20 protein-coding genes and 1 pseudogene are annotated in these 23,419 nt (G+C 70.5%); 14 read left to right on the plus strand and 7 right to left on the minus strand.

All coding sequences use genetic code 11. The annotated features are described in order from the left end of the window. Nucleotides 1-356: 356 nt before the first annotated feature. On the minus strand, nt 357-1,439 hold the full coding sequence (ychF, locus tag H4W30_RS15355; protein ID WP_126737449.1) for a redox-regulated ATPase YchF: 1,083 nt from the start codon (nt 1,437-1,439) through the stop codon (nt 357-359). 105 nt (nt 1,440-1,544) lie between these two features. Here ychF and H4W30_RS15360 point away from each other — a divergent pair, with 105 nt between their 5' ends. Both H4W30_RS15360 and H4W30_RS15365 read left to right on the plus strand, forming a co-directional pair. Then, a complete protein-coding gene (locus tag H4W30_RS15360; protein WP_192743431.1) occupies nt 1,545-3,002 on the plus strand; it encodes a DNA-3-methyladenine glycosylase 2 family protein in 1,458 nt (485 codons plus the stop codon). Continuing rightward, nucleotides 3,002-3,502, plus strand: a complete 501-nt coding sequence (locus H4W30_RS15365; protein WP_126737447.1) for a methylated-DNA--[protein]-cysteine S-methyltransferase — start codon at nt 3,002-3,004, stop codon at nt 3,500-3,502. The genes H4W30_RS15360 and H4W30_RS15365 overlap by 1 nt, the downstream gene beginning before the upstream one ends. A 59-nt stretch (nt 3,503-3,561) precedes the next feature. Here the strand turns inward: H4W30_RS15365 and H4W30_RS15370 are convergent, their stop codons facing one another. Both H4W30_RS15370 and H4W30_RS15375 read right to left on the minus strand, forming a co-directional pair. Next, nucleotides 3,562-6,513 carry an AAA family ATPase gene (locus H4W30_RS15370; RefSeq protein WP_192743432.1) on the minus strand — a complete coding sequence of 984 codons (2,952 nt, stop codon included), beginning with the start codon at nt 6,511-6,513 and terminating at the stop codon, nt 3,562-3,564. Beyond that, nucleotides 6,510-7,661, minus strand: coding sequence for an exonuclease SbcCD subunit D (locus H4W30_RS15375; protein WP_192743433.1), 1,152 nt, complete (start codon nt 7,659-7,661; stop codon nt 6,510-6,512). Before H4W30_RS15375 ends, H4W30_RS15370 begins: the two co-directional genes overlap by 4 nt. A 179-nt stretch (nt 7,662-7,840) precedes the next feature. Between H4W30_RS15375 and rmuC the strand changes: the two genes are divergently transcribed. Continuing rightward, nucleotides 7,841-8,755 carry a DNA recombination protein RmuC gene (rmuC, locus tag H4W30_RS15380; RefSeq protein WP_016337155.1) on the plus strand — a complete coding sequence of 305 codons (915 nt, stop codon included), beginning with the start codon at nt 7,841-7,843 and terminating at the stop codon, nt 8,753-8,755. Between the two features lie 725 nt (nt 8,756-9,480). Then, entirely contained in the window at nt 9,481-10,374 is an 894-nt protein-coding gene (locus H4W30_RS15385) for a DUF6542 domain-containing protein (protein ID WP_192743434.1), read from the plus strand. A 91-nt stretch (nt 10,375-10,465) separates the two neighbouring features. Here H4W30_RS15385 and H4W30_RS15390 read toward each other — a convergent pair whose 3' ends face one another. Next, the gene (locus tag H4W30_RS15390; RefSeq protein WP_192743435.1) at nt 10,466-11,479 is read right to left on the minus strand and encodes a 4-hydroxy-3-methylbut-2-enyl diphosphate reductase; all 1,014 of its coding nucleotides are present in this window, start codon (nt 11,477-11,479) and stop codon (nt 10,466-10,468) included. A gap of 151 nt (nt 11,480-11,630) precedes the next feature. On the opposite strand from H4W30_RS15390, the gene H4W30_RS15395 reads away from it, so the two are divergent. The 6 genes from H4W30_RS15395 to H4W30_RS15420 all read left to right on the plus strand — a co-directional run bounded on the left by H4W30_RS15395 (nt 11,631) and on the right by H4W30_RS15420 (nt 16,127). Then, nucleotides 11,631-12,305 (plus strand): lipid droplet-associated protein, encoded by a 675-nt coding sequence (locus tag H4W30_RS15395; RefSeq protein ID WP_192743436.1) that lies wholly within the window; start codon nt 11,631-11,633, stop codon nt 12,303-12,305. Beyond that, on the plus strand, nt 12,302-13,567 hold the full coding sequence (xseA, locus tag H4W30_RS15400) for an exodeoxyribonuclease VII large subunit (RefSeq protein ID WP_192743437.1): 1,266 nt from the start codon (nt 12,302-12,304) through the stop codon (nt 13,565-13,567). The genes H4W30_RS15395 and xseA overlap by 4 nt, the downstream gene beginning before the upstream one ends. Continuing rightward, nucleotides 13,564-13,965 (plus strand): hypothetical protein, encoded by a 402-nt coding sequence (locus tag H4W30_RS15405; protein WP_192743438.1) that lies wholly within the window; start codon nt 13,564-13,566, stop codon nt 13,963-13,965. The genes xseA and H4W30_RS15405 overlap by 4 nt, the downstream gene beginning before the upstream one ends. Then, nucleotides 13,962-14,195: an exodeoxyribonuclease VII small subunit gene (locus tag H4W30_RS15410; RefSeq protein ID WP_192743439.1), complete on the plus strand. Its 234-nt coding sequence runs from the start codon at nt 13,962-13,964 to the stop codon at nt 14,193-14,195. Before H4W30_RS15405 ends, H4W30_RS15410 begins: the two co-directional genes overlap by 4 nt. An 84-nt stretch (nt 14,196-14,279) precedes the next feature. Next, entirely contained in the window at nt 14,280-15,350 is a 1,071-nt protein-coding gene (gene glpX, locus H4W30_RS15415) for a class II fructose-bisphosphatase (protein WP_034305363.1), read from the plus strand. 9 nt (nt 15,351-15,359) lie between these two features. Next, nucleotides 15,360-16,127 carry a S1 family peptidase gene (locus tag H4W30_RS15420; protein ID WP_192743440.1) on the plus strand — a complete coding sequence of 256 codons (768 nt, stop codon included), beginning with the start codon at nt 15,360-15,362 and terminating at the stop codon, nt 16,125-16,127. Between the two features lie 2 nt (nt 16,128-16,129). Here the strand turns inward: H4W30_RS15420 and H4W30_RS15425 are convergent, their stop codons facing one another. Further along, a complete protein-coding gene (locus H4W30_RS15425) occupies nt 16,130-17,119 on the minus strand; it encodes an NAD(P)/FAD-dependent oxidoreductase (RefSeq protein ID WP_192743441.1) in 990 nt (329 codons plus the stop codon). Between the two features lie 113 nt (nt 17,120-17,232). Here H4W30_RS15425 and H4W30_RS15430 point away from each other — a divergent pair, with 113 nt between their 5' ends. Beyond that, nucleotides 17,233-18,630, plus strand: coding sequence for a class II fumarate hydratase (locus tag H4W30_RS15430; RefSeq protein WP_192743442.1), 1,398 nt, complete (start codon nt 17,233-17,235; stop codon nt 18,628-18,630). Here H4W30_RS15430 and H4W30_RS15435 read toward each other — a convergent pair. Then, nucleotides 18,627-19,208 (minus strand): TetR/AcrR family transcriptional regulator, encoded by a 582-nt coding sequence (locus H4W30_RS15435; protein ID WP_192743443.1) that lies wholly within the window; start codon nt 19,206-19,208, stop codon nt 18,627-18,629. The genes H4W30_RS15430 and H4W30_RS15435 overlap by 4 nt on opposite strands. Nucleotides 19,209-19,251: 43 nt before the next feature. Here H4W30_RS15435 and H4W30_RS44710 point away from each other — a divergent pair, with 43 nt between their 5' ends. Then, complete coding sequence (locus H4W30_RS44710; protein ID WP_225949344.1) at nt 19,252-19,707, plus strand: SRPBCC family protein; 456 nt, start codon at nt 19,252-19,254, stop codon at nt 19,705-19,707. Here H4W30_RS44710 and H4W30_RS15440 read toward each other — a convergent pair. Then, nucleotides 19,705-20,535 (minus strand): annotated as a pseudogene (locus tag H4W30_RS15440) (DMT family transporter); the annotation flags it as partial. The gene H4W30_RS44710 and the pseudogene H4W30_RS15440 overlap by 3 nt on opposite strands. Nucleotides 20,536-20,998: 463 nt before the next feature. Here H4W30_RS15440 and H4W30_RS15445 point away from each other — a divergent pair. Further along, nucleotides 20,999-21,841: a helix-turn-helix transcriptional regulator gene (locus H4W30_RS15445; RefSeq protein ID WP_192743444.1), complete on the plus strand. Its 843-nt coding sequence runs from the start codon at nt 20,999-21,001 to the stop codon at nt 21,839-21,841. A gap of 63 nt (nt 21,842-21,904) precedes the next feature. Then, nucleotides 21,905-23,416 (plus strand): ATP-dependent DNA ligase, encoded by a 1,512-nt coding sequence (locus tag H4W30_RS15450; protein ID WP_192743445.1) that lies wholly within the window; start codon nt 21,905-21,907, stop codon nt 23,414-23,416. Nucleotides 23,417-23,419 lie beyond the last annotated feature (3 nt).

Consider the following 23,419-nt stretch of genomic DNA (forward strand, 5'->3'; position numbering starts at 1 on the left):
TGCTCGGGGAGTCGTCTTAGTTCAACAAGGCCCGTTCATCGGCCGCACATGGAGGTGTGCAGACCCACGACGGCGGCCAGCACGGCACACACGGGACGTTTGGCTGATCAGCAGCTTGGAGCGCGCGTTCGAGGTCGGCACTGATGCCGTCGGCAACAGCACCGCGAACCGCGTCGAGATCGTTGACCGAGACCGGGTGTACGGAGCCGGAAGTAGAGCCGATACCTCCTGGAGTTCAGCATCGGCCGTATCAATTTGAGTGTCTGGCTCGGAGATCGAGGTGGCCTGTTCAATACGCTTGGCGTCGTGCAGGAAGCCTCGCGGGCTTCCTGCACGGTTACGCCTTCTTGGTGAGATTAGACGTTGAAGCGGAACTCCACCACGTCGCCGTCCGCCATGACGTAGTCCTTGCCCTCCATGCGCACCTTGCCCGCGGACCGGGCGGCGGCCATGGAGCCGTTCTCGACCAGGTCGTCGAACGAGACGACCTCGGCCTTGATGAAGCCGCGCTCGAAGTCGGTGTGGATGACGCCCGCGGCCTGCGGGGCGGTCGCGCCCTGCGGGATCGTCCAGGCGCGCGACTCCTTGGGGCCCGCGGTCAGGTAGGTCTGGAGGCCGAGGGTGTGGAAGCCGGCGCGCGCCAGCGAGTACAGGCCGGGCTCGTGCTGGCCGACGGATTCCAGCAGCTCGCGCACGGACTCCTCGTCGTCCAGTTCGAGCAGTTCGGCTTCGACCTTGGCGTCGAGGAACACGGCGTCGGCCGGGGCGACCAGCTTGGCCAGCTCCTCGCGGCGCGACTCATCGGTGAGGATGCCTTCGTCGGCGTTGAAGACGTAGAGGAACGGCTTCGTGGTGAGCAGGCTCAGCTCGCGCAGCGCCTCGAAGTCGACCTCCTTCTGCGCCTGGAACAGCGTCCGCCCGGCGTCGAGGATTTCCTTGGCCTTGACCGCGTTGTCGAGCGCGGGCTTGTTCTCCTTCTTCGTCCGCGCTTCCTTCTCCAGCCGCGGCAGCGCCTTCTCCAGGGTCTGCAGGTCGGCGAGGATCAGCTCGGTGTTGATCGTCTCGATGTCGCTGCCCGGGTCGATCCGGCCGTCGACGTGGATCACGTCCGGGTCGTCGAACACGCGGATGACCTGGCAGATCGCGTTGGCCTCGCGGATGTTCGCGAGGAACTTGTTGCCGAGGCCCGCCCCCTCGGAGGCACCCTTCACGATGCCCGCGATGTCCACAAAGGACACGACGGCGGGCACGATCCGCTCGGAGCCGAAGATCCCGGCGAGCTTGTCCAGCCGCGGATCCGGCAGGGGGACGACGCCGACGTTGGGCTCGATCGTCGCGAACGGGTAGTTCGCCGCGAGCACGTCGTTGCGGGTCAGCGCGTTGAACAGGGTGGACTTGCCGACGTTGGGCAGGCCGACGATGCCGAGGGTGAGACTCACGGGCCAGAAGTCTACGTGCCGCCCGCCGCCCCATCCGCCGAGGCCTTGATCGCCGTGTCGGATTTCCGCCAGCCGCGCCCCCGACCTGGTGGCACGATCGATGTCATGACCGAGCAGACCTTGGCCGAACGGGCCGTGTGGCGCGACACCGAACGGTGTTACCGCGCCGTCGCCGCCCGTGATTCCCGGTTCGACGGCCAGTTCATCATGGCCGTCGCCACCACCGGGATCTACTGCCGTCCGTCCTGCCCCGCGTCGACGCCGAAGCAGCAGAACGTCCGCTTCTACCCGACGTCGGCGGCCGCGCAGGCGAACGGCTTCCGAGCCTGCCGCCGCTGCCTGCCCGACGCCGTGCCTGGCTCACCCGATTGGGATATCCGGGCCGACCTCGCCGCGCGGGCGATGCGGCTCATCTCGGACGGGACCGTCGAACGCGACGGCGTCCCGGGCCTCGCGCGGCGGCTCGGCTATTCCGAACGGCAGCTCGGCCGCGTCCTCACCGCGGAACTCGGCGCCGGACCGCTGGCGCTGGCGAGGGCTCATCGGGCGCACTCGGCGCGGCTGCTGATCGAGATGTCCGGGCTCCCGCTGACCGACGTCGCGTTCGCCGCGGGTTTCTCCAGCGTCCGCCAGTTCAACGAGACGATCCGGGAGGTCTTCGCGACGACGCCTTCGCAGCTTCGCGCCGCGAGCCTGCGCCGTCGCAGGGCCGAGGAGTTGCCGACCGGGACGCGGTTGAGCCTGCGGCTGCCGTTCCGCAAGCCGTTCGACGCGGCCGGCGTGCTGGACTTCCTGGCCGAGCAGGCCGTACCCGGCGTCGAGCACGTGACGCGCGACGATTCCGGAGTGACCGGATACGGGCGCACGCTGCGGCTCGCGCACGGCACCGGCGTCGTGTGGCTGACCGCGAAGGACGACCACGTCCGCTGCGACCTGCGGCTCGCCGACCTGCGCGACCTGAGCAGCGCGGTGGCCAGGGTGCGGCGGCTGCTCGACCTCGACGCCGACCCGGAGGCGGTCGCGCGGGTCCTCGGGGCCGACCCCGCCCTCGCGCCGCTGGTCGAGACGATCCCCGGGATCCGGGTGCCCGGCACTGTCGACGGCGACGAGTTCGTGCTGCGCGCGATGCTCTCCCCCGCCGAGGCGGCCGAGCTCGCCGAAGGACTCGGCGAGCGCCTGCCCAGCTGCGACGAGGCGCTCGACGGGCTGACCACGCTGTTCCCGACGGCGGCCCAGGTCGCCGAACACGGCCCGGAACGGGTGGCCGCGGTGGCCCGCGCGCTGGCGGACGGGGTGGCGGTCCACGTGGGCCGCGATCCCCTGGAGCTGCGGGCGGAGCTGCTGGATCTCCCCGGAATCGGGCCGGGGACCGCGGACTACGTCCTGATGCGCGTGCTGGGCGCGCCGGACGTCCTGCTGACCGGTGATCCGGCGCTGCGCCGGGGAGCGGCCGCGCTGGGAATCGCGGACGACGAAACGACGCTGGCCGAACGCGGACGGGCCTGGCAGCCCTGGTCCTCGTACGCCGGCATGTACCTGTGGCGCGCCGAAAAGGGAGAATGATGAGCATCGCGTATTGGTCCACAATGGACACCAGGATCGGCCCGTTCACCGCCGTCGTGGCGGGTGACGGTGCCGTGCTCGCCTCGGGCTGGACCGGTGACGTCGGCGAGCTGACGCCGCTGATCTCGCCGTCGCTGGCCCCTGGCGAAGTGAAGCAGCGACGCGACCTCGGCCCGGTGAGCACCGCGATCCGCCGCTACCACGACGGCGACCTGGACGCGGTCGCCGACGTCGAGGTGCGGCAGCGGTCCGGCGCTTTCCGGGAGCACGCTTGGGAAATCCTGCGGAAGGTGCCGGCGGGCGAGCCGGTGAGCTACGCGGAGTACGCGGCGCTGGCGGGGAATCCGGCGGCGGTGCGGGCGGCCGCGTCGGCGTGCGCGAAGAACGCGGCGGCGTTGTTCGTGCCGTGCCACCGGGTGGTGCGGACCGGCGGCGGCGTGGGGAACTTCCGGTGGGGTGTCCCGGCGAAGCAGTGGCTGCTGACGCACGAAGCCGCCTGAACCGCCTCGTGAGTGGTAAGGACGGTTAGAACCGTCCTCACCACTCACGAGGGAATCGGTCAGGCAGCGTGGATCTCCACCGAAGACCCCGTACGCGACTTCCGGATCCGCAACCGCGTCGGGATCCGCTGCCGCAGTTCCTCCACGTGCGACACCAGCCCGACCACGCGACCGCCGGCGCGAAGCTCGTCGAGGATGTTCATGACGATGTCGAGCGTTTCGGCGTCCAGCGTGCCGAAGCCCTCGTCGATGAACAGCGTGTCCAGCAGCGCTCCGCCGGTTTCGGCCGCGACGACGTCCGCGAGCCCCAGGGCCAGCGAGAGTGACGCGAGGAAGGACTCGCCGCCGGAAAGCGTCTTCGCGGGCCGGATGGTGCCGGAGTAGTCGTCGAGCACGTCGAGGCCGAGCCCGCCACGGGTGCCCCGCGCCCCGGCCGCGTCGGAATGCACGAAGGAGTAGCGGCCCTGGCTCATCGTCCGCAGACGCGCGGTCGCCGCGACCGCGACCTCTTCAAGCCGCGCGGCGAGGACGTACGAGCGCAGCGACATCTTGCGCGCGTTCTGCCCACGACCGTTGACCACTTCGGCCAGCGCCTTCAGTTCGAGGTACCCCTCTTCGACCGGCGCCAGCTCCGTCATCAAGGACGTCATCCGCTCGGCCAGCGCGGTCAGGTCCGTGTGCCGTGTCTTCGCCGTCCGCAATGCCGCGAAGGCCTGCTCTGCCTCGGCTCGGGTCTCCTGCGCCGCGTCCGCCGAAGCGCCGACGTCGATTTCGTCCTCCGGCGAGATGCCGAACAACTCGGGCTGCGCGAGCTCCTCTTTGGCGGCCCGCTCCATCACCTTGGCGTCGGCGAGACTGGCTTCCAGTTTCGTGATCTGCTCGTCCGGACGCGCCGCGGCGCGCATCTCGTCGAGGTCCGCGAACCCCTTGGCCCGCAACGCTTCCTTGACCAGTTTCGCTTGCTCGTCACGCCGCTCTCGGGCACCCGCGACGTTCAGCCGCGCTTCGGCGAGCGCGTCGAGGCGGGTCGCGAAGCCGAGCAGATGACGCCGTCGTGCGGCGACGTCGGCGAAATCGCCGCGCGCGGTCTCCAACCGACGCTCGCGCTCGGCCAGCCGCTCGGTCAGCCCGCGCACTTCGGTCGCGACCTCGACCGCGCGGCGTTCGGCCGCCCCGCGCTGTTCGGTGAGCTGCTCGATCCTCCGTTCCAGTTCGAGGAGCCGCGTCTCGAGAGCGGGCTTTCGACGAGCCGTTTCCGACAGCGTGGCGACCAGGTCGCGCGCTTCGGCGAGACCGGCCCGCAGTGTCTCGGCGGTGTGCTCGCCCAACCGCTCGATCAAAACGGCCAGGCGGTTTTCGGCTTCCTGCAACGCGGCTTTCGTCTTCTCGCGCCGTGCGTGCGCCTGCTGCTCCGCGGCCTCGGCGCGGCGTTCGTCCGCGGGATCGACCAGACCGCCGGTGTGCGTCGCCGGCGACGGATGCTCCGCCGACCCGCAGACCGGGCAATCCTCGCCGTCGTGGAGACCGGCGGCGAGTTCGGCCGCCATTCCTTCGAGACGCCGTTCCCGCAGGTCCAGCCGGTGCTGACGGGCCTGCTGATGGCCGTCCACGGCCTCGCTGACCGCCGCACGCGCCCGCTCGACGGCCTGACGTGTCTTGGGCACCTCTTCGGCGTCGCGAGCCAGCGCGGTCAGCTCGTCGACGCGAGCGCGGGCGCCGTCGAGCTTCGCTTCGGCTTCGGCGGCAGCAGCCGCTTCGGCCCGCAAAGCCGCGACCTGCTCCGGTGCCGCACCCAGCTCGGCGGCGAAGTCCTCGGCCTGCTTCTTCGCCTTCTCGGCGACGGCGTTCAGCTGCTCGCGGCGGATCAGGTCCTCTTGCTGCTGCTCGCTTTCCGCCACGAGTTCGGCGAGCGCGCCCGCTTCTTCCCGTAACCCACCGGCGCGAGCGCGAAGCTCAGCGGCCGGACTTTCCGCCGCGTCCGGCACTTCCTGAGCCCGGAGCGCCTCGGCGGCTTCGGCTTCCGCGAGCTGATCGAGCCTGCGTTCGAGGAGATCAGCCTCCGCGACGACACCCGCCGCGCGATGCGCCGCCTCGACCTCTTCCGCCCACTCCGCACGCTGGCCCGCCTGCTCGGCGATCACCGACAGCCGCGTGTAGGCGGTACGCACCCGGCGGATCCGTTCGGCGATGCTCCGGTTCTCCTGCCAGACCGCTTCAGCCTTCTTGGCCGCCGTGCGAGCCTTCGTGTCGCGCTCCTGTGCCTCGGCGACGCGCCGCGCCGACTCGGCGAGCACCTCCCCGGCCCACTCCGCCTGCCCTTCCTCGGGCGCTTCCTGCCCCGCGACCTGCGCGAACCGCGCGACCCACTCCCGCAGCGTCTGCTGCCGCGCGTGCAACTCGCGACCGCGCTCGGCACGCAGATTCGCGAACCAGTGCTCGACGTCGGAGAAGCGCTCGGTGCCGAACAGCCGCTCCAGCAGCTCCTCGCGTTCGGCCGTGCTCGCCCGCAGGAACCGCGCGAATTCGCCCTGCGGCAGCAGGACCACCTGGAAGAACTGCTCGTGCGTCATGCCGATGAGCCGTTCGACCGTGCGCGCGACCTCGTCGATCCGCGTGATGCCCTCGGCGACGTGCCCGGCGGGGACCGTGCCGACCCAGCTCAGCACCGCCTTCGCCTGCTGGAGGGTCATGCCCTCGCCACGGCGCTTCGGCCGCTGGTACTCGGGGTTGCGCGCGATCCGCATCCGCTGGCCCTGCACGGTCAGTTCGAGGACGACCTCGGTGACCTGGTCGGGCTCGGCGAGGTCGCAGCGCAGCCGTTTGACCTCGCCGCGCGCGCCCGGAACGGTGCCGAACAACGCGAACGCGATCGCGTCGAGCAGCGTCGTCTTCCCCGCGCCGGTGTCACCGTGGAGCAGGAACAGCCCGTCGGCGCCGAGCGCGTCGAAGTCCACCACCTCGCGGCCCGCGTACGGACCGAAGGCGGCGACCTCCAACCGGTGCAACCTCATACTTCGCGCTCCCTGCCCGCCGCGCCCAGCGCCGCCAGCACCAGCCGCTCCTCGCTTTCCGACGGTGCGGATCCGCGGCAGTCCTCGAGGAAACTCCGGGTGATCTCGACGTCGGATCGCCCGCGGACGGCTTCGGCGTACTTCAGCGCGACACCGTCGTGCCCGCCTTCCGGCTGCCAGTCCATGTGCACCGCGTACGGAAACCGCTCACGCAGCTTGCGCATGGCGTCGATCGGGCGGACGCGATCGGTGACCGTGAAGGAAAGGAAGTGTTCGGTGAGACCGTCGTGCTCGGGGTCCGAAAGGAGATCGGCCAGCTCGCCGCGCAGCATCGCGAGGTGGCGCGGCACCGGCAGTTCGTGCCGCCGGACCTCGGCGAGCCCGTCGGCGCCGAGCTCCACCAGCCAGACCGATTTCCGTTGGCGCGTCTCGGAAAACGAGTACGCGAGCGGGCTGCCCGAATAGCGCAGGTGCTCGGCGAGGGTCTGCGGGCCGTGCAGGTGGCCGAGCGCGACGTAGTCGACGCCGTCGAACACCGAACCCGGCACCTGCTCGACGCCGCCGACCGCGATGGTCCGCTCGGATTCGGTCGGCTCGCCGCCGGTGACGAAGGCGTGCGCGAGCACCACCGACCGCGTTCCGGAGGGCCGTCCGGCGAGATCCTCACGGATCCGCCGCATCGCTTCGGTGAGGACGCCGGTGTGGCCACGGACCTCGGGTACGCCGAGGGCGTGACGCGCGGGCTCCGGTTCGAGGTACGGGATCCCGTAGAGGGCGACCTCGCCGTGCTCGTCGGAAAGCAGCACCGGCTCGGCGAGCCCGTCGATCGTGGCGCGCAGGTGCAACCCGCCCGCCGCGGCGAACTCGGCGAACGCGCCCAGCCGCGGCGCGGAGTCGTGGTTGCCCGGTGTCATCACCAGTTTCGCCCCGGCCTGGCGGATCCTGCCCAGCGCGGTCGTGGCCACGCGGACGGCCTCCGCCGAGGGCACCGCGCGGTCGTAGATGTCCCCGGACACGAGCACGACGTCGACCGACTCGGCGGCCACGAGGTCGGCGAGATGGCCGAGCACGGTTTCCTGCTCGGCGAGCAGATCGGCGCCGTGGAAGGTACGGCCGATATGCCAGTCGGACGTGTGCAGGAGCTTCACGCAGCCCAAGGTAGGGCCGCGCACCGGCCGGACAGGGGAGGCGCGCCCTTGGCGGCACTGCGCTTTCCGACACGCCGGGGACGGCGCAGGTCAGATACGGAGCGCGACCGCGCCGTTCCGTTTTTGTCGGTGGGTTCCGCCATGATGTCCTCCGACTCGGATCCGGAGGGGAGGTACCGGTGGCGACGGTGATCACCACCGCGGCCGTCGTGCTCGCGTTGCTGCTGCTCGCGGCCGTCGCGCTGCTTTGGCGGCTGTACAACGACGGCATGCGGCGGGCGGACGCGGCGGCGAAACAGGTCGCGGCCGAGCGGGCGAAGGCGGATCAGCAGCAGCTCGCGTTGCGCCGGTACGAGGTCGCGTTCGCTTCAATCAGCGGCCGGGGCGAGCTGGGCGAGCAGGTGCTCCTGGAGACCGCACGCGCGCTCGGTCTCCGCGAGGAGCTGCACTTCACGCTGCAAACGGACCTGGCGGGCGGCGGCGCCGCGAAACCGGACATGGTGCTGAGGGTCGGCGGCGGCCGGACCGTGCCGGTGGACGCGAAGGCGAGCATGGCGTGCTGGGCCGAGGCCGTCGAGACCGACGACCCCGAAGAACGGCTGGACGCGCTGCGGGTCCACGTCCGGCAGCTCCGGTCGCGGGCGGCCGAGCTGGCGGGCAAGGGCTACCAGCGCTGGGCCGACGCGATCTACGGGACGATCATGTTCGTCCCGTCCGACGCGGCCGTGGTGGCCGCGCTCGACACCGACCCGGAACTGCTGCGCTGGATGCTGGACCGGCGGGTCTTCCTCTGCGGGCCGACCGGGTTCGCCGTGCTGGCCTCGGCCGCGCTGTTCGCCGCGACCGAACGGGCGCTGGTCGAGGACGTCGAGCAGGTCCGGGCGGGTGCCGCGGCCGCGCACCGGGCCGCGGGCAACGCGGTCGACGCGCTGAACCTGTCGAGCACCCACCTGCAGCGCTTCATCTCGGCCCGGCGGCGGGAGCTGGAGGCGCTCGAAAGCTTCCGGAGCACGGTCTCGCCGCTGACCGACGCCGCCGGCAGCCCGGCGCCGGTCCCGCTGATCAGGAAGGCGGACGAACTCCCGGCCTCGTGAGTGGCCCAGACGGTTCGGCGCCGCCGGGTGCCCATGGCCAAGACGTGTCGCGAAAGTGGCTTTCGCGACGTCTGATGTCCCGAAAGTGGCTTTCGCGACACCGTCGCGGGGAGCCGCCAGGGCAGGTCAGCGGCCATGCGACGCCCCACTGTGTGGATTTTGGGGCGTTGGATGACCAGAAACCCACACAGTCCCGCCGTGAGTGGTCCGAGAGGGTGTGTGGAAATAGAGACGTTCAACGTCCCTATTTCCACACACCCCTCACCCGCGGTAACACTCAAGCGCCCACCAAGCACGTCGAGTAGCCAGCCCGGGCAAACGCGCGGTCCCGCAGTGGCCCGGCCTCGTGAGTGGTTAGAACGGCTAGGGCCAACGGTGTCTTAGCTACCTACTTGGGCGGCGATTGATGCGGCGGCTCGTGGAGGCCCTGCACACCTGGCCGAGTACATGAAGGGCATCGAGCGGTCAAGGCTCGTGAGTGGTCAGGACGGTTCTAACCGTCCTGACCACTCACGAGCCGGATGCGAACCGCACCGCTCTACCTGCGACTTCCGGAATCGGAGGCTCCATTTCGCCGGGCCCGACAACCTTGTCCGCCCCTCACGCGTAGTACTTCCGGTAAGCATCCGGACAGTCCGTCCGGGTGGTCCGGAATGACCACTACCAGGCGATAGACACACCGCCTGTTGGCGGTATGCCCGCAGCTTGGATATACGGTGGGACCTGTGACCGCGATTCGCGATCGCCAGAGCGATCCTGATGCCGACGACGTCCCCGTTGCCTGGGACGAGCGTCCGCTCGTCGGCGCCAGGCGCGGGTTGCCCTGGTGGGCGGCCGTCCTGGTGGGCTTCGGGCTCGCCATCCTTGGCGCCTTCGTCGACATGATGATGCAGAAGGACCTGGGCCTGCTGTTCAAGGCCTGCTACGCGCTCGGCGCGGTGGCCGCCGTGGTGGCCGTCCAGCGCCGCGGGCTGTTCGGCCCGATGGTGCAGCCGCCCCTGGTCCTCGCCGTGACCGTCCCGGGAGTCATCCTCCTGACCTCGGACGGCAGTAAGGGCACGGACCTGCTGTCGAGAGCCTTCGACGTCGGCACGCCGCTGATCAACGGCTTCCCGACGATGGCCATCACCACCGGTGTCACCTTGGCGATCGGTGTCTTCCGGATCTACCGCGAGCGCGATCCCGACGCTCCGGTCAAGGTGAAGCCGGGTACCAAACCGGAACGTCGCGACGAGGGCAAACCCGCCGCCCGGCCCGCCGCGGCCGCCGCGCCGGGCCGTGGCCGTCCCGCGTCCCGTACCGGCCAGACCCCGCCCCCGCCGTCCCGCCGCGGCGCTCCGCGAGACAGCACGCCGCGTGAAGGTGCGCCGCCCCGCCGCCGCCCGCCGGTCGACGACGAGCGACGTCCCCGCCGTGACGCCGAGCCCGGTGCCCGCAAACCGCCGCCTCCCGGACGTCAGCCCCGGCGGCCGCGTCCGCCGGAAGACGGCGAACCGCGCCGTCGCGACCCCCGCGGCGAAAGCGCCCCCGGTGCCCCGCGCCGCCGTCCGCCGCGCGCGGACGATCCGCGCCGCGGAGGGCAGCCGCCTCGCCGCCGGCCGTGGGACGACGAGCGGTGAAGCAAGGGACCTTTGCTCCCACCTGAGCCGCTGACCAGCGAAAAGGGCCGTCCGAGGAACTTCCTCGGACGGCCCTTTCTCGTGAGGAACGTCAGGCCTTCGCGGCCTTGCGCAGCTCGTGCGGCAGCGCGAACGCGATCTTCTCGTTGGCCGTGGTGACCTCGTCGACGCTGTCCCAGCCGCGCTCGGCCAGCCACGCCAGCAGGTCCATGACCAGCACCTCCGGCACCGAAGCACCACTGGTGACACCGACGGTCTCGACACCTTCGAGCCACGCTTCGTCGACTTCGTGCGCGAAGTCGACCAGGTGCGACGCGCGCGCCCCCGCCTTCAGCGCGACCTCGACCAGCCGCTTCGAGTTGGACGAGTTCTGCGAGCCGACCACCAGCACCAGGTCGCACTCGGCGGCCATGGCCTTGACCGCGACCTGGCGGTTCGTGGTGGCGTAGCAGATGTCGTCACTGGGCGGGTCGGCCAAGCCGGGGAACTTGTCCCGCAGCTGATCGACGCGCTCCATGGTCTCGTCGACCGAAAGGGTGGTCTGCGACAGCCAGATGACCTTCGACGGGTCGCGGATCTCGACCTTGTCGACGTCTTCGGCGGTGTCGACGAGCTGCACCTTGTCGGGCGCCTCGCCGGCCGTGCCTTCGACCTCTTCGTGGCCTTCGTGACCGATCAGCAGGATGTCGTAGTCGTCCTTCGCGAACCGGTTGACTTCCTTGTGCACCTTCGTCACGAGCGGGCAGGTCGCGTCGATGGTCCGCAGGTTGCGCTCGGCGGCCTCGGCGTGGACCGCGGGCGAGACGCCGTGCGCGGAGAACACCACCAGCGCGCCTTCCGGCACCTCGGAGGTCTCGTCGACGAAGATCACGCCGCGTTCGCGCAGGGTGTCCACGACGTGCCGGTTGTGCACGATCTCCTTGCGCACGTACACCGGTGCGCCGTAGAGCTCGAGTGCCTTCTCGACGGCGATGACCGCGCGGTCGACACCGGCGCAGTAGCCGCGTGGCTTGGCGAGCAGGACACGTTTGCCACCTGCCGGCACACCGGACTCGGTGATCGTCGGACTGCCGGCGGGCGTGATTCCGGGACTCGCAGAACTCATGCCCCCAGGGTACGGGCTGCCCCGGGGGCTCCTCGCACTCACGTTCAGGTGACCAGGGATCCCCTCCAAAGGATGTGCGTGGAGTCACGTCCGGTGAGCCGACACACCCGTTCGGTTGGGCAGGATGGCCCGGATACGGCAGGCTAGACGCATGAAGCCTCTCCCGCTCCCCCTCCGGGTCGCCGCGGGCCTCGCCGTCACCACCGCCGAGCGGGTTCGCGAACTTCCCAAGCAGCTCACCGGGCTCCCCGTCACGGTGGTCAGCCAGGTACTCCAGTTCTCCATGCGCGTCCAGCAGCACGTCACCGAGCTCGCGATCAAGGGCGACGACGCCCTGTCGGGCCTCCGCCCGGTCGAGGACACGCCCAGCTGGGCCACCTTCGACGAAGATCTCCCGCCCGACCTGGGTGAACGCCGGTACGAACGTGACTCGTGCGTCGTCCCGCTCCGGGAGGACGCCGCGGTCCCCGAGCCGCGCGCCGAGACGAACGGGCGCCTGCACGATCTCGAAGCCCTCACCGAGGACCCGTGGGCCGAGGAGGAGCGCGCACTCGCCGAGGACCACGCCGACGGCGAGTTCGACAGCGCGGCCGGCAACGCGAGCGCGCCCGTCACCTCCGGCCCCGCCGGGCTGGACGACTACGACACGCTCACCCTGCCGCAGCTGCGCGCCCGCCTGCGCCGGTTCGACCTCGCGCAGCTGGAAGAGCTGCTGACCTACGAAAAGGCGAACGCCGACAGGGCTTCGTTCGTCGGCATGCTCGCGCGGCGCATCGGCAACGTGAAGAAGGCCGACGGCGACGGCGACAGCGCGGAAGGCCAGTGAGCGCCGAACCCACCTCCGCGACGGCGGGCCCCTCCACCACCGCCGAAAACCCGTGGCCGGTCCGCACGGTCGCCCGCAAGGTCGGCGAGTGGATCAACCGGCTCGGCGCGGTCTGGGTCGAAGGCCAGGTCACGCAGATCTCGGCCCGCCAAGGCACCAACACCGCCTTCCTGACGCTGCGTGACCCGTCCGCGGACGTCTCGATGTCGGTGACCTGCCCGATGGGGTTGCTGCGCACGATCGAACCGCCGCTGCGCGAGGGCGCGAGCGTCGTGGTGCACGCGAAGCCGACGTTCTTCATGAACCGCGGTTCGCTGAGCCTGCGCGCCAACGAGATCCGCGCGGTCGGCATCGGCGAGCTGCTGGCGCGGATCGAGCGGCTGCGGCGGCTGCTGGCCGCCGAGGGCTTGTTCGCGCCCGAACGCAAACGCAAGATCCCCTTCCTGCCCAAGGGGATCGGGCTGATCACCGGCCGCGCCTCCGCCGCCGAACGCGACGTGCTGGTGAACGCGCAGGCCCGCTGGCCGCATGTCGCGTTCAAGGTGATCAACACCGCCGTGCAGGGTTCGCTCGCCGTCCCGCAGATCCTCCAGGCACTGTCCAAATTGGACCGTGATCCGGACGTCGACGTCATCGTGATCGCCCGCGGCGGCGGCAGCGTGGAAGACCTGTTGCCGTTCTCCGACGAGGCGCTGTGCCGCGCCGTGTCCGCCGCTGGGACTCCGGTGGTCAGCGCCATCGGGCACGAGCCCGACACCCCGCTGCTCGACCACGTCGCCGATCTCCGCTGCTCGACGCCGACCGACGCCAGCAAGCGGATCGTGCCCGACGTGCGCGAGGAGACCCAGCGCGTCCGCCAGATGCGCGATCGCGGCCGCCGGGCGCTGCACGGCTGGGTGGACACCCAGGTCAGGCTCCTGAACCAGATGCGCAGCCGTCCCGTGCTCGCCGACCCGCTCGGCCCGATCCAGCGGCGCTCGGACGACGTCGAGATCCACCGTGAACGCGGGCGGCGCGCGATGCTGACCCTGCTCGCGAAGGACCAGGCCGAGATCGCCAGCGCCCGCGCGCGGCTGACCGCGCTCGGCCCGGCGGCGACCCTCGAACGCGGCTACGCCGTGGTGCAGTACACCGACGCGGAAGGCAACCTCCAGGTACTCCGGTCCGTCTCCGAAGTCGCGGACGGCGCGAAACTGCGCGTCCGCGTGGTCGACGGCGCGCTCGGCGCCGTCGTGTCGGGTACGCCGGAGGAGGAGCGTTGACGGCGACTTTCCTGCCTTTGACCATCGACGCCGCGAGACGTGCCGACGCGCCCGAGGTGCTGCGCAACGCGTTGCTGACCGACCGCGCGGCCGGCGAGTGCTGGACGGTGCTGCTGGCCGGATGCGACTTCGCTACCAAGCGCGGCCTCGACGCCCAGCTGCGCAAGCTCTCCGAAGCGACGGCCGAGCACGTCGGCACCCGATGGTGGTTCGCGGACGGCACGATGCACCGCAAACGGGTGGCGCGGGCCCAGGAGAACCTGGTCGCGGCGATCGCGGAGGGTGACGGTCAGGAGTTCGCTCTCGCCTTCGTGGGTTACGACAACGCCATGGCCGGCGCGGTAGTGTGCGCGGGTATCGGCAAGCACCGACGTCCGGTAGAAGGAAGCACAGCGTGAGCAAACCCGGTGGCGAGACTGCCGAACTCGGCTACGAACAGGCCCGCGACAGGCTCGTCGAGGTCGTCCGCGAGCTCGAAGCGGGCGGGCTGTCCCTGGAACAGTCGCTCGCCCTGTGGGAGAAGGGCGAGCAGCTGGCGAAGGTCTGCGAGCACCACCTCGAGGGCGCGCGCGAGCGGATCGAGGCGGCGCTTTCGTCCGTCGAGGACGAGACCGGCGACGGTCAGTGACGTTCACCATGCTCCTGTGCCACCGAACCGCCGTGGGTATCTGAGAGACTGGGACCCCGCCGAGTTCCTGACCCGGGAGGCCGCATGCCCACCCCCACCTCGTCCGCCAGCTCTTCTCGACGCCCCGAAGCCCCCGACCGCAACCTCGCGATGGAATTGGTCCGCGTGACCGAAGCCGCCGCGATGGCCGCGGGCCGCTGGGTCGGGCGCGGGGACAAGATCGGCGGGGACGGTGCCGCGGTGGACGCGATGCGCCAGCTGGTCTCGACCGTGTCGATGCGCGGTGTCGTCGTCATCGGCGAGGGCGAGAAGGACGAAGCCCCGATGCTGTTCAACGGGGAAGAGGTCGGCAACGGCGACGGGCCGGACTGCGACGTCGCGGTCGACCCGGTCGACGGCACGACCCTGATGGCCAAGGGCATGCCGAACGCGCTCGCCGTGCTCGCGGTCGCCGAACGCGGCGCCATGTTCGACCCGTCCGCGGTGTTCTACATGGAGAAGCTCGCCGTCGGCCCGGACGCCGCGGGCAAGGTCGACCTGGCCGCCCCGATCGCGGAGAACATCCGCCGGGTCGCGAAGGCCAAGAACTCCAGCGTCTCCGACGTCACCGTCTGCATCCTCGACCGGCCGCGGCACGAAAAGCTGATCAAGGAGGTCCGCGAGGCTGGCGCCCGGATCCGCTTCATCTCCGACGGCGACGTCGCGGGCGCGATCGCCGCGGCCCGGCCGAGCACCGGCGTCGACATGCTGCTCGGTATCGGCGGCACCCCCGAAGGCATCATCGCGGCCTGCGCGATGAAGTGCCTCGGCGGCGAACTGCAGGGCCGCCTGTGGCCGAAGGACGACGCGGAGCGCGAGAAGGCACTGGCCGCGGGCCACGACCTCGACCGCGTGCTCGGCAACGACGACCTCGTCCGCGGTGACAACGTGTTCTTCTGCGCCACCGGCGTCACCGACGGCGACCTGCTGCGCGGCGTGCACTACCGCGCGGGCGGCGCGACGACCCAGTCGATCGTGATGCGCTCGAAGTCCGGCACGGTCCGGATGATCGACGGCTACCACCGGCTGACCAAGCTCCGCTCGTACTCGTCCGTCAACTTCGACGGCCACCTCGACGATTCGCTGGAAGACGACGTAGTTCCCCCGCTCCCCTAAGGAGAAACCGTGCTCAAGCGCGTGCTCGTGGTCCTGCTCGCGGTGATGCTCCTCACGCCGGCCGGGCAGGCCACGGGCGCGGGTGACCTCGTCGGCGGCAGAGAGGCCGACGAGCCGTATCCGTTCATCGCGTCCCTGCATTCGGCCTCCGGTAAGGCTTTCTGCGCCGGGACGCTGATCGCGGCGGACTGGCTGGTGACGGCCGGGCACTGTGTCGAGGGCAAGAACCCGGCGAACCTGAGCGCCCGGATCGGCAGCACCGACAACACCCAGGGCGGTGAGATCGCGAAGCTCGCCGAGATCGTCGTGAACCCGTCCTACAACCCCGAGCCCGAGCACGCGGGCGGCGATCTCGCGCTGGTGCGGCTGGCCGCCCCGGTGAAGGCGGCGCCGATCGCGATCGGCGCCGTCGTGGCGCCCGGCACGCCGACGCGGTTGCTCGGCTGGGGCCAGACGTGCCCGACTTCGGGCTGTGGCAAGGGTCCGGCGAAGTTGCAGCAGCTGGACACGAAGATCGTCGAAGGCGTGCGCTGCACCGCCAAGTTCGACGGTGCCGTCGAGTTGTGCACCGACAACCCGGGCGGGAACACCGGTTCGTGCTACGGCGATTCCGGCGGGCCGGAGATCGCCAAGGTCGACGAGAAGTGGGTGCTGCTGGGCACCATCAGCCGTCCGGGCAACGCCGACCCGGTGTGCGCGACTTCGCCGTCGATCGCGACTTCGGTGGTGGCGTACGCGCAGTGGATCGCGGAGAAGATCACGCCGCCCGCGGCGTGACGTTACTCGGCGTTGCTCGAGTGCCCGGGGAACAGATGCGCGTCCGGGTCCAGCATGACCGCGATGTTGTTCACCGCCGTCGCCGCTTCGCCGAATCCGGTCGCGATCAGCTTCACCTTCCCCGGATACGCCGCGACGTCGCCCGCCGCGTAGACCCGCTCCCGCGGCGTCGCCATGGTCGAGTCGACGGCGATCGCGCGGTGGTCGATCTGGAGTCCCCAGCTTTCGATCGGCCCGAGATCCGCGGTGAAACCGAGCGCGGCGACGACCGTGTCGGCGCGCAGGATCTCGGGTTCGGCGCCCTTGACCTGGATCTCGACCTCCGCCAGCGTGCCGTCGCGGTCGAGGAACCGGGTGACCTCGGCGTCGGTGACGATCCGGACGCCCAGCTCCCGCGCCTGCCGCACGATCGACTCGGCCGCGCGGAACTTCGCGCGCCGGTGCACGAGGGTGACGCTCGCGGCGACCGGGTGCAGCGCGAGCACCCAGTCGAACGCCGAGTCCCCGCCGCCGACGACGACCACGTGCTGCCCTTCGTGCACTTTCAGCGAGGGCACGAAATGGACCATGCCGCGCCCGAGCCAGCCGTCGCCGGCGGGCAGCGGCCGCGGGGTGAACTCGCCGATCCCGGCGGTGATCAGCACGGCGCCGGCGCGCAGGACCTGCCCGCCGTCGAGGGTGACGGTGATGCCGCCCTCGACGCTTTCGAGTTTCTCGGCCTTGCGCCCGAGCAGATACGCCGGTTCGAACGGCGCCGCCTGTTCGAGCAGGCCCCGCACCAGATCGCGGCCGCGGACCTCGGCGAACCCGCCGACGTCGTAGATCATCTTTTCCGGGTACATCGCGGTGACCTGTCCGCCCGCCTCCGGCAGTGAATCCACGACGGCCATCGAAAGGCCGCGGAATCCCGCGTAGTAGGCGGCGAACAGACCCGTCGGACCGGCCCCGATGATGACGAGGTCGTACGACGTTTCCCCAGCGGACTCGCTCATTCGGCACTCTCCCGGCCGGTGGTGGGCGGCGTGATCGAGAACACATTCGATCCTAGCCCTCGCGTGCCGAAAGACACGGAGCGCGCCGGGAGGCCCTGCGCGAGACTTGGGGTATGGCTGAACAGGAATACCGGATCGAACACGACACCATGGGCGAGGTGCGCGTCCCCGTCGACGCCCTCTACCGCGCGCAGACGCAGCGCGCCGTCGAGAACTTCCCGATCTCCGGCCGGGGCCTGGAGCGCGCCCAGATCCGCGCGCTCGGCCTCCTGAAGGCCGCCGCGGCGCGGGTCAACGCGCGGCTCGGCGTGCTGGACGCCGAGGTCGCCGAGGCCATCGCGAAGGCCGCGAACGAGGTCGCCGAAGGCAAGCACGACGCGCATTTCCCGATCGACGTGTTCCAGACCGGTTCCGGGACCTCGTCGAACATGAACGCCAACGAGGTCATCGCCACGCTCGCGTCGAAGGCGCTGGGCCGCGACGTGCACCCGAACGACCACGTCAACGCCTCGCAGTCCTCGAACGACACCTTCCCGACGACGATCCACGTCGCCGCGACGGAAGCAGTGCTCTCGGATGTGATCCCCGCTCTGGAGTATCTGGCCGACGCCATCGAGACGCGGGCGGGGGAATGGGCGGACATCGTGAAGTCCGGCCGCACGCACCTGATGGACGCGGTGCCGATCACCTTCGGCCAGGAGGCGGGGGCGTGGGCGTCGCAGGTCCGGTTCGGGGTCGAGCGGCTGAAGTCGGGACTGCCGCGGCTCGGTGAACTGCCGATCGGCGGGACCGCGGTCGGTTCCGGGCTGAACGCGCCCGAAGGTTTCGGCGCTGCGGTCTCGCAGGAGCTGGCTTCGGTGACCGGCCTCCCGCTGACCGAGGCACGCGACCACTTCGAGGCGCAGGCGACGCAGGACAGCGTCGTCGAGACGTCCGGGCATCTGCGCACGGTCGCGGTGTCGCTGAACAAGATCGCGAACGACCTGCGCTGGCTGGGTTCCGGCCCGCGCACCGGCCTCGCCGAACTGGCGCTGCCGGATCTCCAGCCGGGTTCGTCGATCATGCCGGGCAAGGTGAACCCGGTGATCCCGGAGGCGACGCTGCAGGTGGTCGCCCAGGTGATCGGCAACGACGCGGCGGTGGCCTTCGCCGGCGCTGCGGGCAATTTCCAGCTCAACGTGAACCTGCCGGTGATCGCGCGCAACGTGCTCGAATCGGCGCGGCTGCTCGCGGCCGTCTCTCGGCTGCTGGCGGACAAGGTGTTCGCGGGCGTGACGGTGAACGCCGACCGCGCGCGCGAGTACGCCGAAGGTTCGCCGTCGATCGTGACGCCGCTCAACAAGTACATCGGCTATGAGGAGGCCGCCGCCATCGCGAAGCAGGCGCTCAAGGAGCTGAAGACGATCCGCGAGGTCGTGATCGAACGCGGTCACGTCGCGAACGGCAAGCTCACCGAAGCTCAGCTGGACGAAGCTCTCGACGTCCTCCGCATGGCGCGCGGAGGCCGCTAAGCGCCGAGGGCGACCACAGCCGCATGAAGCGGTGAGGCGAGCGAAGCCGCCAGCCCACCTGAAGGCGGCGTCTCGGTGAACAGGTGCAGCCACGTCAGCACCGGGCCGAGCAGAAGCGCGTGCACGAGAGCCGGATCGGGCCGTCGCGAGAGTTCCCCTCTCGCGACGGCCCGATCCAGCATCTGGACCAGATACCCGCGTTCACGGCCGAGGAACACCTCGCCGAACCGCGTTTCCAGCGCCGGATCCGCCCGGACGTCGGCGAGCAGCGATGGCAGTGCCTGCCGGAGTTCCGCACCGTCCAAAGAGGACTGGATCACCGCGAGGACCGCCGCCACGTCACCCCGCAGCGAGCCAGTGTCCGACGGCGGTTCGAGCTCGACGGGATGGATCACCGCGGCGAACACGAGCTCCGCCTTCGACCGCCACCGCCGGTACACCGCGGCCTTGCCGACCCCCGCCCGCGCCGCGACCGCGTCGATCGTGCAGCGCTGGTAACCGGTTTCGGTCAGCAACGCCCGCACGGCCTCGCGGACCGCGTCGTCGATTCCTTCTTCCCTCGGCCTGCCTCGCGCCATGCCCACAGTTTACGAGACTGACAGTTCCGTATATCGTCCGGGTATGACCTGGACCAGAACGTCCCGCGAAATCCTCCCCTGCCCGCCGTCCGCGCTCTGGGCCCCGCTGGCCGACTTCACCCGGTGGCCAGACTGGGATCCCGACCTCGTCGGCGTCGAGCTGCACGGCCCCGCCGAGACAGGATCGACCGGTTTCCTCGTACCGAACGGATTCCGCGGCCGCGTGCACTCACGCGTCGCCGAGCCGTTCACGATCACGTCCTTGATCGAGGACCGCGAGATCGCCCTTCGCCAGCCGATTCCCCTGGGCGTCATGGATCTCGTGCTGAGCCTGACCGAGGTCGACGGCGGGACGGAATTCGTCCAGAAGGTCACCATGGGCGGGCCGCTGCGTTCGGTCATGGTCGCGATCATCGGCGGCGACGTCGTCAAGCACTTCGACGTCAAGTGCGCCAGGCTCGCCGAGCTTGCGACGGCGCAGGCCGATCGCGACGCCTGAGGACACCAGCGCGACCCCGATCACCTGGGAGAAGCGGAAATCCTGCATGCCGAGCAGGAGCGAGACGGCGAGGCCGGAGACCGGCATCAGCCCGACCAGTACCCCGGCCCGGTCCGCGCCCAGTACCGAAACCGCCGAATACCAGAGCAGGAACGCGATCGCGGTGACGACGACCGTCAGGTAGCCGATCGCGATCAGCTCACGCCCGTCCGGCCACCTCCAGGCGCCGGACGGGTCGATGACCGTCCCGACGACCGCGCCGCCCGCGCCCGCGGCGAAACAGCCCCAGGTCGCGGTCGCCAACGGTCCGAGCCTCTCGAGCACGCCGACGGCGAGCAGCGTGAAGAGCGCTTCGCACACCATCGCGAGCGCCGCGAGCACCAGTCCTTGCCAGCGCGCCGCACCGCCGCCCGACAGCACGGCGATCCCGAGGCCGGCGAGCACCGCCCCGGCCACCGGCGCGAGCGAAGGCCGCTTCCCCTTGGCCAGCGGGCCCGCCAGCGCGAGCACGAGCGGCGTGCCGCCGAGGAACGCGGCGACCAGACCGGGTTCGGCGTAGCGCTGCGCGAACAGCAGACAGGCCTGGAACCCGACCATCCCGGTCGCCGCGAGGGCGATCAGCGACGGGATGTCGCGCGCGCCCGGCAACGGCAGCGGGCGCCCGCTCAGCCGCGCCCACGCCAGGAGGAGGAGTCCCGCCAGCGCGTACCGCAGCGCCTGCCCGGTGATCACCGGGTAGGCGTCGAGCATCCCGGTCACCGGGACGGACGCGCCGACGATCAGCACCCCCAGTACGCCGATCGTCATGGCTCTTCGTTCGTTGTCCATGTCTTCACGATGGCCGCTTTATGGTCCATAGCGAAGAGCCATATCTTGCTGGATGGACAGGGCCATAACGAGCCGACCCGCGAAGCCTGACGTACCCGCAACTGTCCACAAAAGACAACAGTGTCCGAATTGGGCGTTTCGAGCGACGGTCGCGAGTGACAAGGATCGTTCTAACCCTCTTTGCCGCTCACGACCCTCGCGAGAACCGGACATAACGCCGTAAACCGGACGTTCAGTCGGCGCACCTTGTCCTTTGTGGGCACTGCGTTCCGGGGTAGCTCTAAGACGCCGCCGCGCCCCGCTCAGCCGCCACGGCCACGTCGCGAAAGCCACTTTCGGGACATCAGACGTCGCGAAAGTGGCTTTCGCGACACGCCTCGGCCGCCACCGGCCGGGCCCCGTCATCAGCCTGGGTCTGTCAGGACCAGGCACGCACCCCCATCGATCCGGGATACTCGGCACCATGACCGAGACGGCCGAACTGGGCGACTTCCTCAAGGCACGCAGGGCCGCGCTGGACCCCGCGGACCTCGGCCTGCCGACGGGGTTCAACCAGCGGCGGGTCGCCGGGCTGCGCCGCGAGGAGCTGGCGCAGCTGGCCGGGATCAGCGTCGACTACTACACGCGGCTGGAGCAGGGCCGGGCGCGCAACGTGTCCGACTCCGTCCTCGATTCGCTGAGCCGCGCGCTGCGGCTGCATCGCGACGAGGAGGCGTACCTGCGCAATCTGGCCGCCCCGAAACGCAGGCGCGTCGCACGCCCGAAAGCGCAGCGGATCCGCCCCGAACTGCAGCTGATGCTGAACGCCATCCAGTCCCCGGCGATCGTCCTCGGCCGTTACGGAGACGTACTCGCCTGGAATGCCCTGGGCGGCTCGCTCTCCATCGACTTCGCCGCGCGGCCGGCGGGTGAGCGCAACGTCCCGAAGATCTTCTTCCTCGACGAGGAGGCTCGCGCGCTGCACCCGGAGTGGGAAACCGTCGCGAAGGAGATCGTGGCGAACCTGCGCTCCGAGAGCGGGAGATATCCGGACGACCCGTACTTCGCCCAGCTTGTCGGCGAACTCTCCCTCGGCAGCGAGGAGTTCCGGAAGCTGTGGGCGAAGCACACCGTGCGCGAGAAGGCGCATGCGTGGAAGGTGATGATCAACCCGATCGTGGGTGAACTCCGGCTGCGCTACGAGACGCTGCGGTTGCCCGCCGATCCGGACCAGGCCCTGGTGATCTACACCGCCGAACCCGGCTCCGACAGCGAACGCGCGCTCCGGCTGCTCGCCAGCTGGGTCGCCGATCCCGCGCACGCCTGAGCCGAGTCCGCGCCTGAGCCCGCTCGGCGCGAAACTGTCGGTGTCCGGGTCCATGATGGATCCATGTTGCTCACCGAGGTGGTGACCGCGTCGGCCGAGCTGGCCGCCACGAGGTCCAGGAAGGCGAAGATCGCCACCCTGGCCGCGGTCCTGCGCGCCGCGGGCGAGCTGGAGCTGCCCGCGGTCGTCGCGTTCCTCACCGGCCAGCCGACGCAGGGCCGCATCGGCGCCGGCTGGCGGACACTGGCCGAACTGAAGACGGCCCCGGCCGCCGAGCCGTCGCTGACCGTGGCCGAGGTCGACACGGCCCTCGGCACGGTGGGGGCGGCGTCGGGTTCGGGTTCGGTGAAGCTGCGCGCGGAGACGTTGCGGGCCTTGTTCGGCAAGATGACCAAGGACGAGCAGGACTTCCTGATCCGGCTGCTCACCGGCGAGCTGCGGCAGGGCGCGCTCGAAGGGATCATGGTGGACGCCATCGCGGCGGCGTCCGAGATCCCGGCCGAGGACGTGCGGCGGGCGTTCATGCTGTCCGGTCAGCTCCCGGTGACGGGCCTGGCCGCGATGACAGGCGGCCAGGAGCGGCTGGCGGAGTTCAAACTGGCCTTGGGCAGGCCGATCCGGCCGATGCTGGCCTCCCCGGCGGAGTCGCTGGACGAGGCGATCACCGAGCACACCGAGGCGCTCGTCGAGTACAAAATGGACGGTGCGCGGATCCAGGTCCACCGCGAAGGCGACGAGGTGCACGTCTACACACGGACGCTGCGGGAGATCACCGGCAGCGTCGGCGAGCTGGTCGATCTGGTGCGCTCCCTGCCCTGCACGTCGGTGGTGCTCGACGGTGAGACGCTGGCGCTGACCGACGAGGGCAGGCCGAGGCCGTTCCAGGAGACGATGAGCCGGTTCGGCAGCACCCGCGACGAGCAGGTCAAGGCGCTGTTGCTGCGGCCGTACTTCTTCGACTGCCTGCACCTCGACGGCGTCGACCTGCTGGACGCTCCGCTGGCCGAGCGCAACGTCGCCCTGCGGAAGGTCGCGGGCGAGCACGTCATCCCTGGCGAGATCGCGCCCGCCTCGGCCGAGGCGGTGCTGGAGGCGGCGATGGCCGCCGGGCACGAAGGCGTGATGGTCAAGGACCTCGCGTCGCCGTACGCGGCGGGCCGCCGCGGGCGCGCGTGGCTCAAGGTGAAACCGGTGCACACGATCGACCTGGTCGTCCTCGCCGCGGAATGGGGGCACGGCAGGCGCACCGGCACCCTGTCGAACCTGCACCTCGGCGCCCGCGACCCCGACGGCGGGCCGCCGATCATGGTCGGCAAGACGTTCAAGGGGATGACCGACGAGCTGCTGGCCTGGCAGACGAAGACGTTCCAGGAGATCGAGACCCACCGCACGGACTGGGTGGTCCACGTACGGCCGGAGCTCGTCGTCGAGATCGAACTCGACGGGGCCCAGGTGAGCACGCGGTATCCGGGCGGGCTGGCGCTGCGCTTCGCGCGGGTCGTGCGGTACCGGCCGGACAAGGAGGCCGCCGACGCCGACACCATCGACACCGTCCGCGGCCTCCTCAAACCCTGAATC

The sequence above is a fragment of the Amycolatopsis roodepoortensis genome, assembly GCF_014873915.1.
In the GTDB taxonomy this organism is placed as follows: Bacteria; Actinomycetota; Actinomycetes; order Mycobacteriales; family Pseudonocardiaceae; genus Amycolatopsis; species Amycolatopsis roodepoortensis.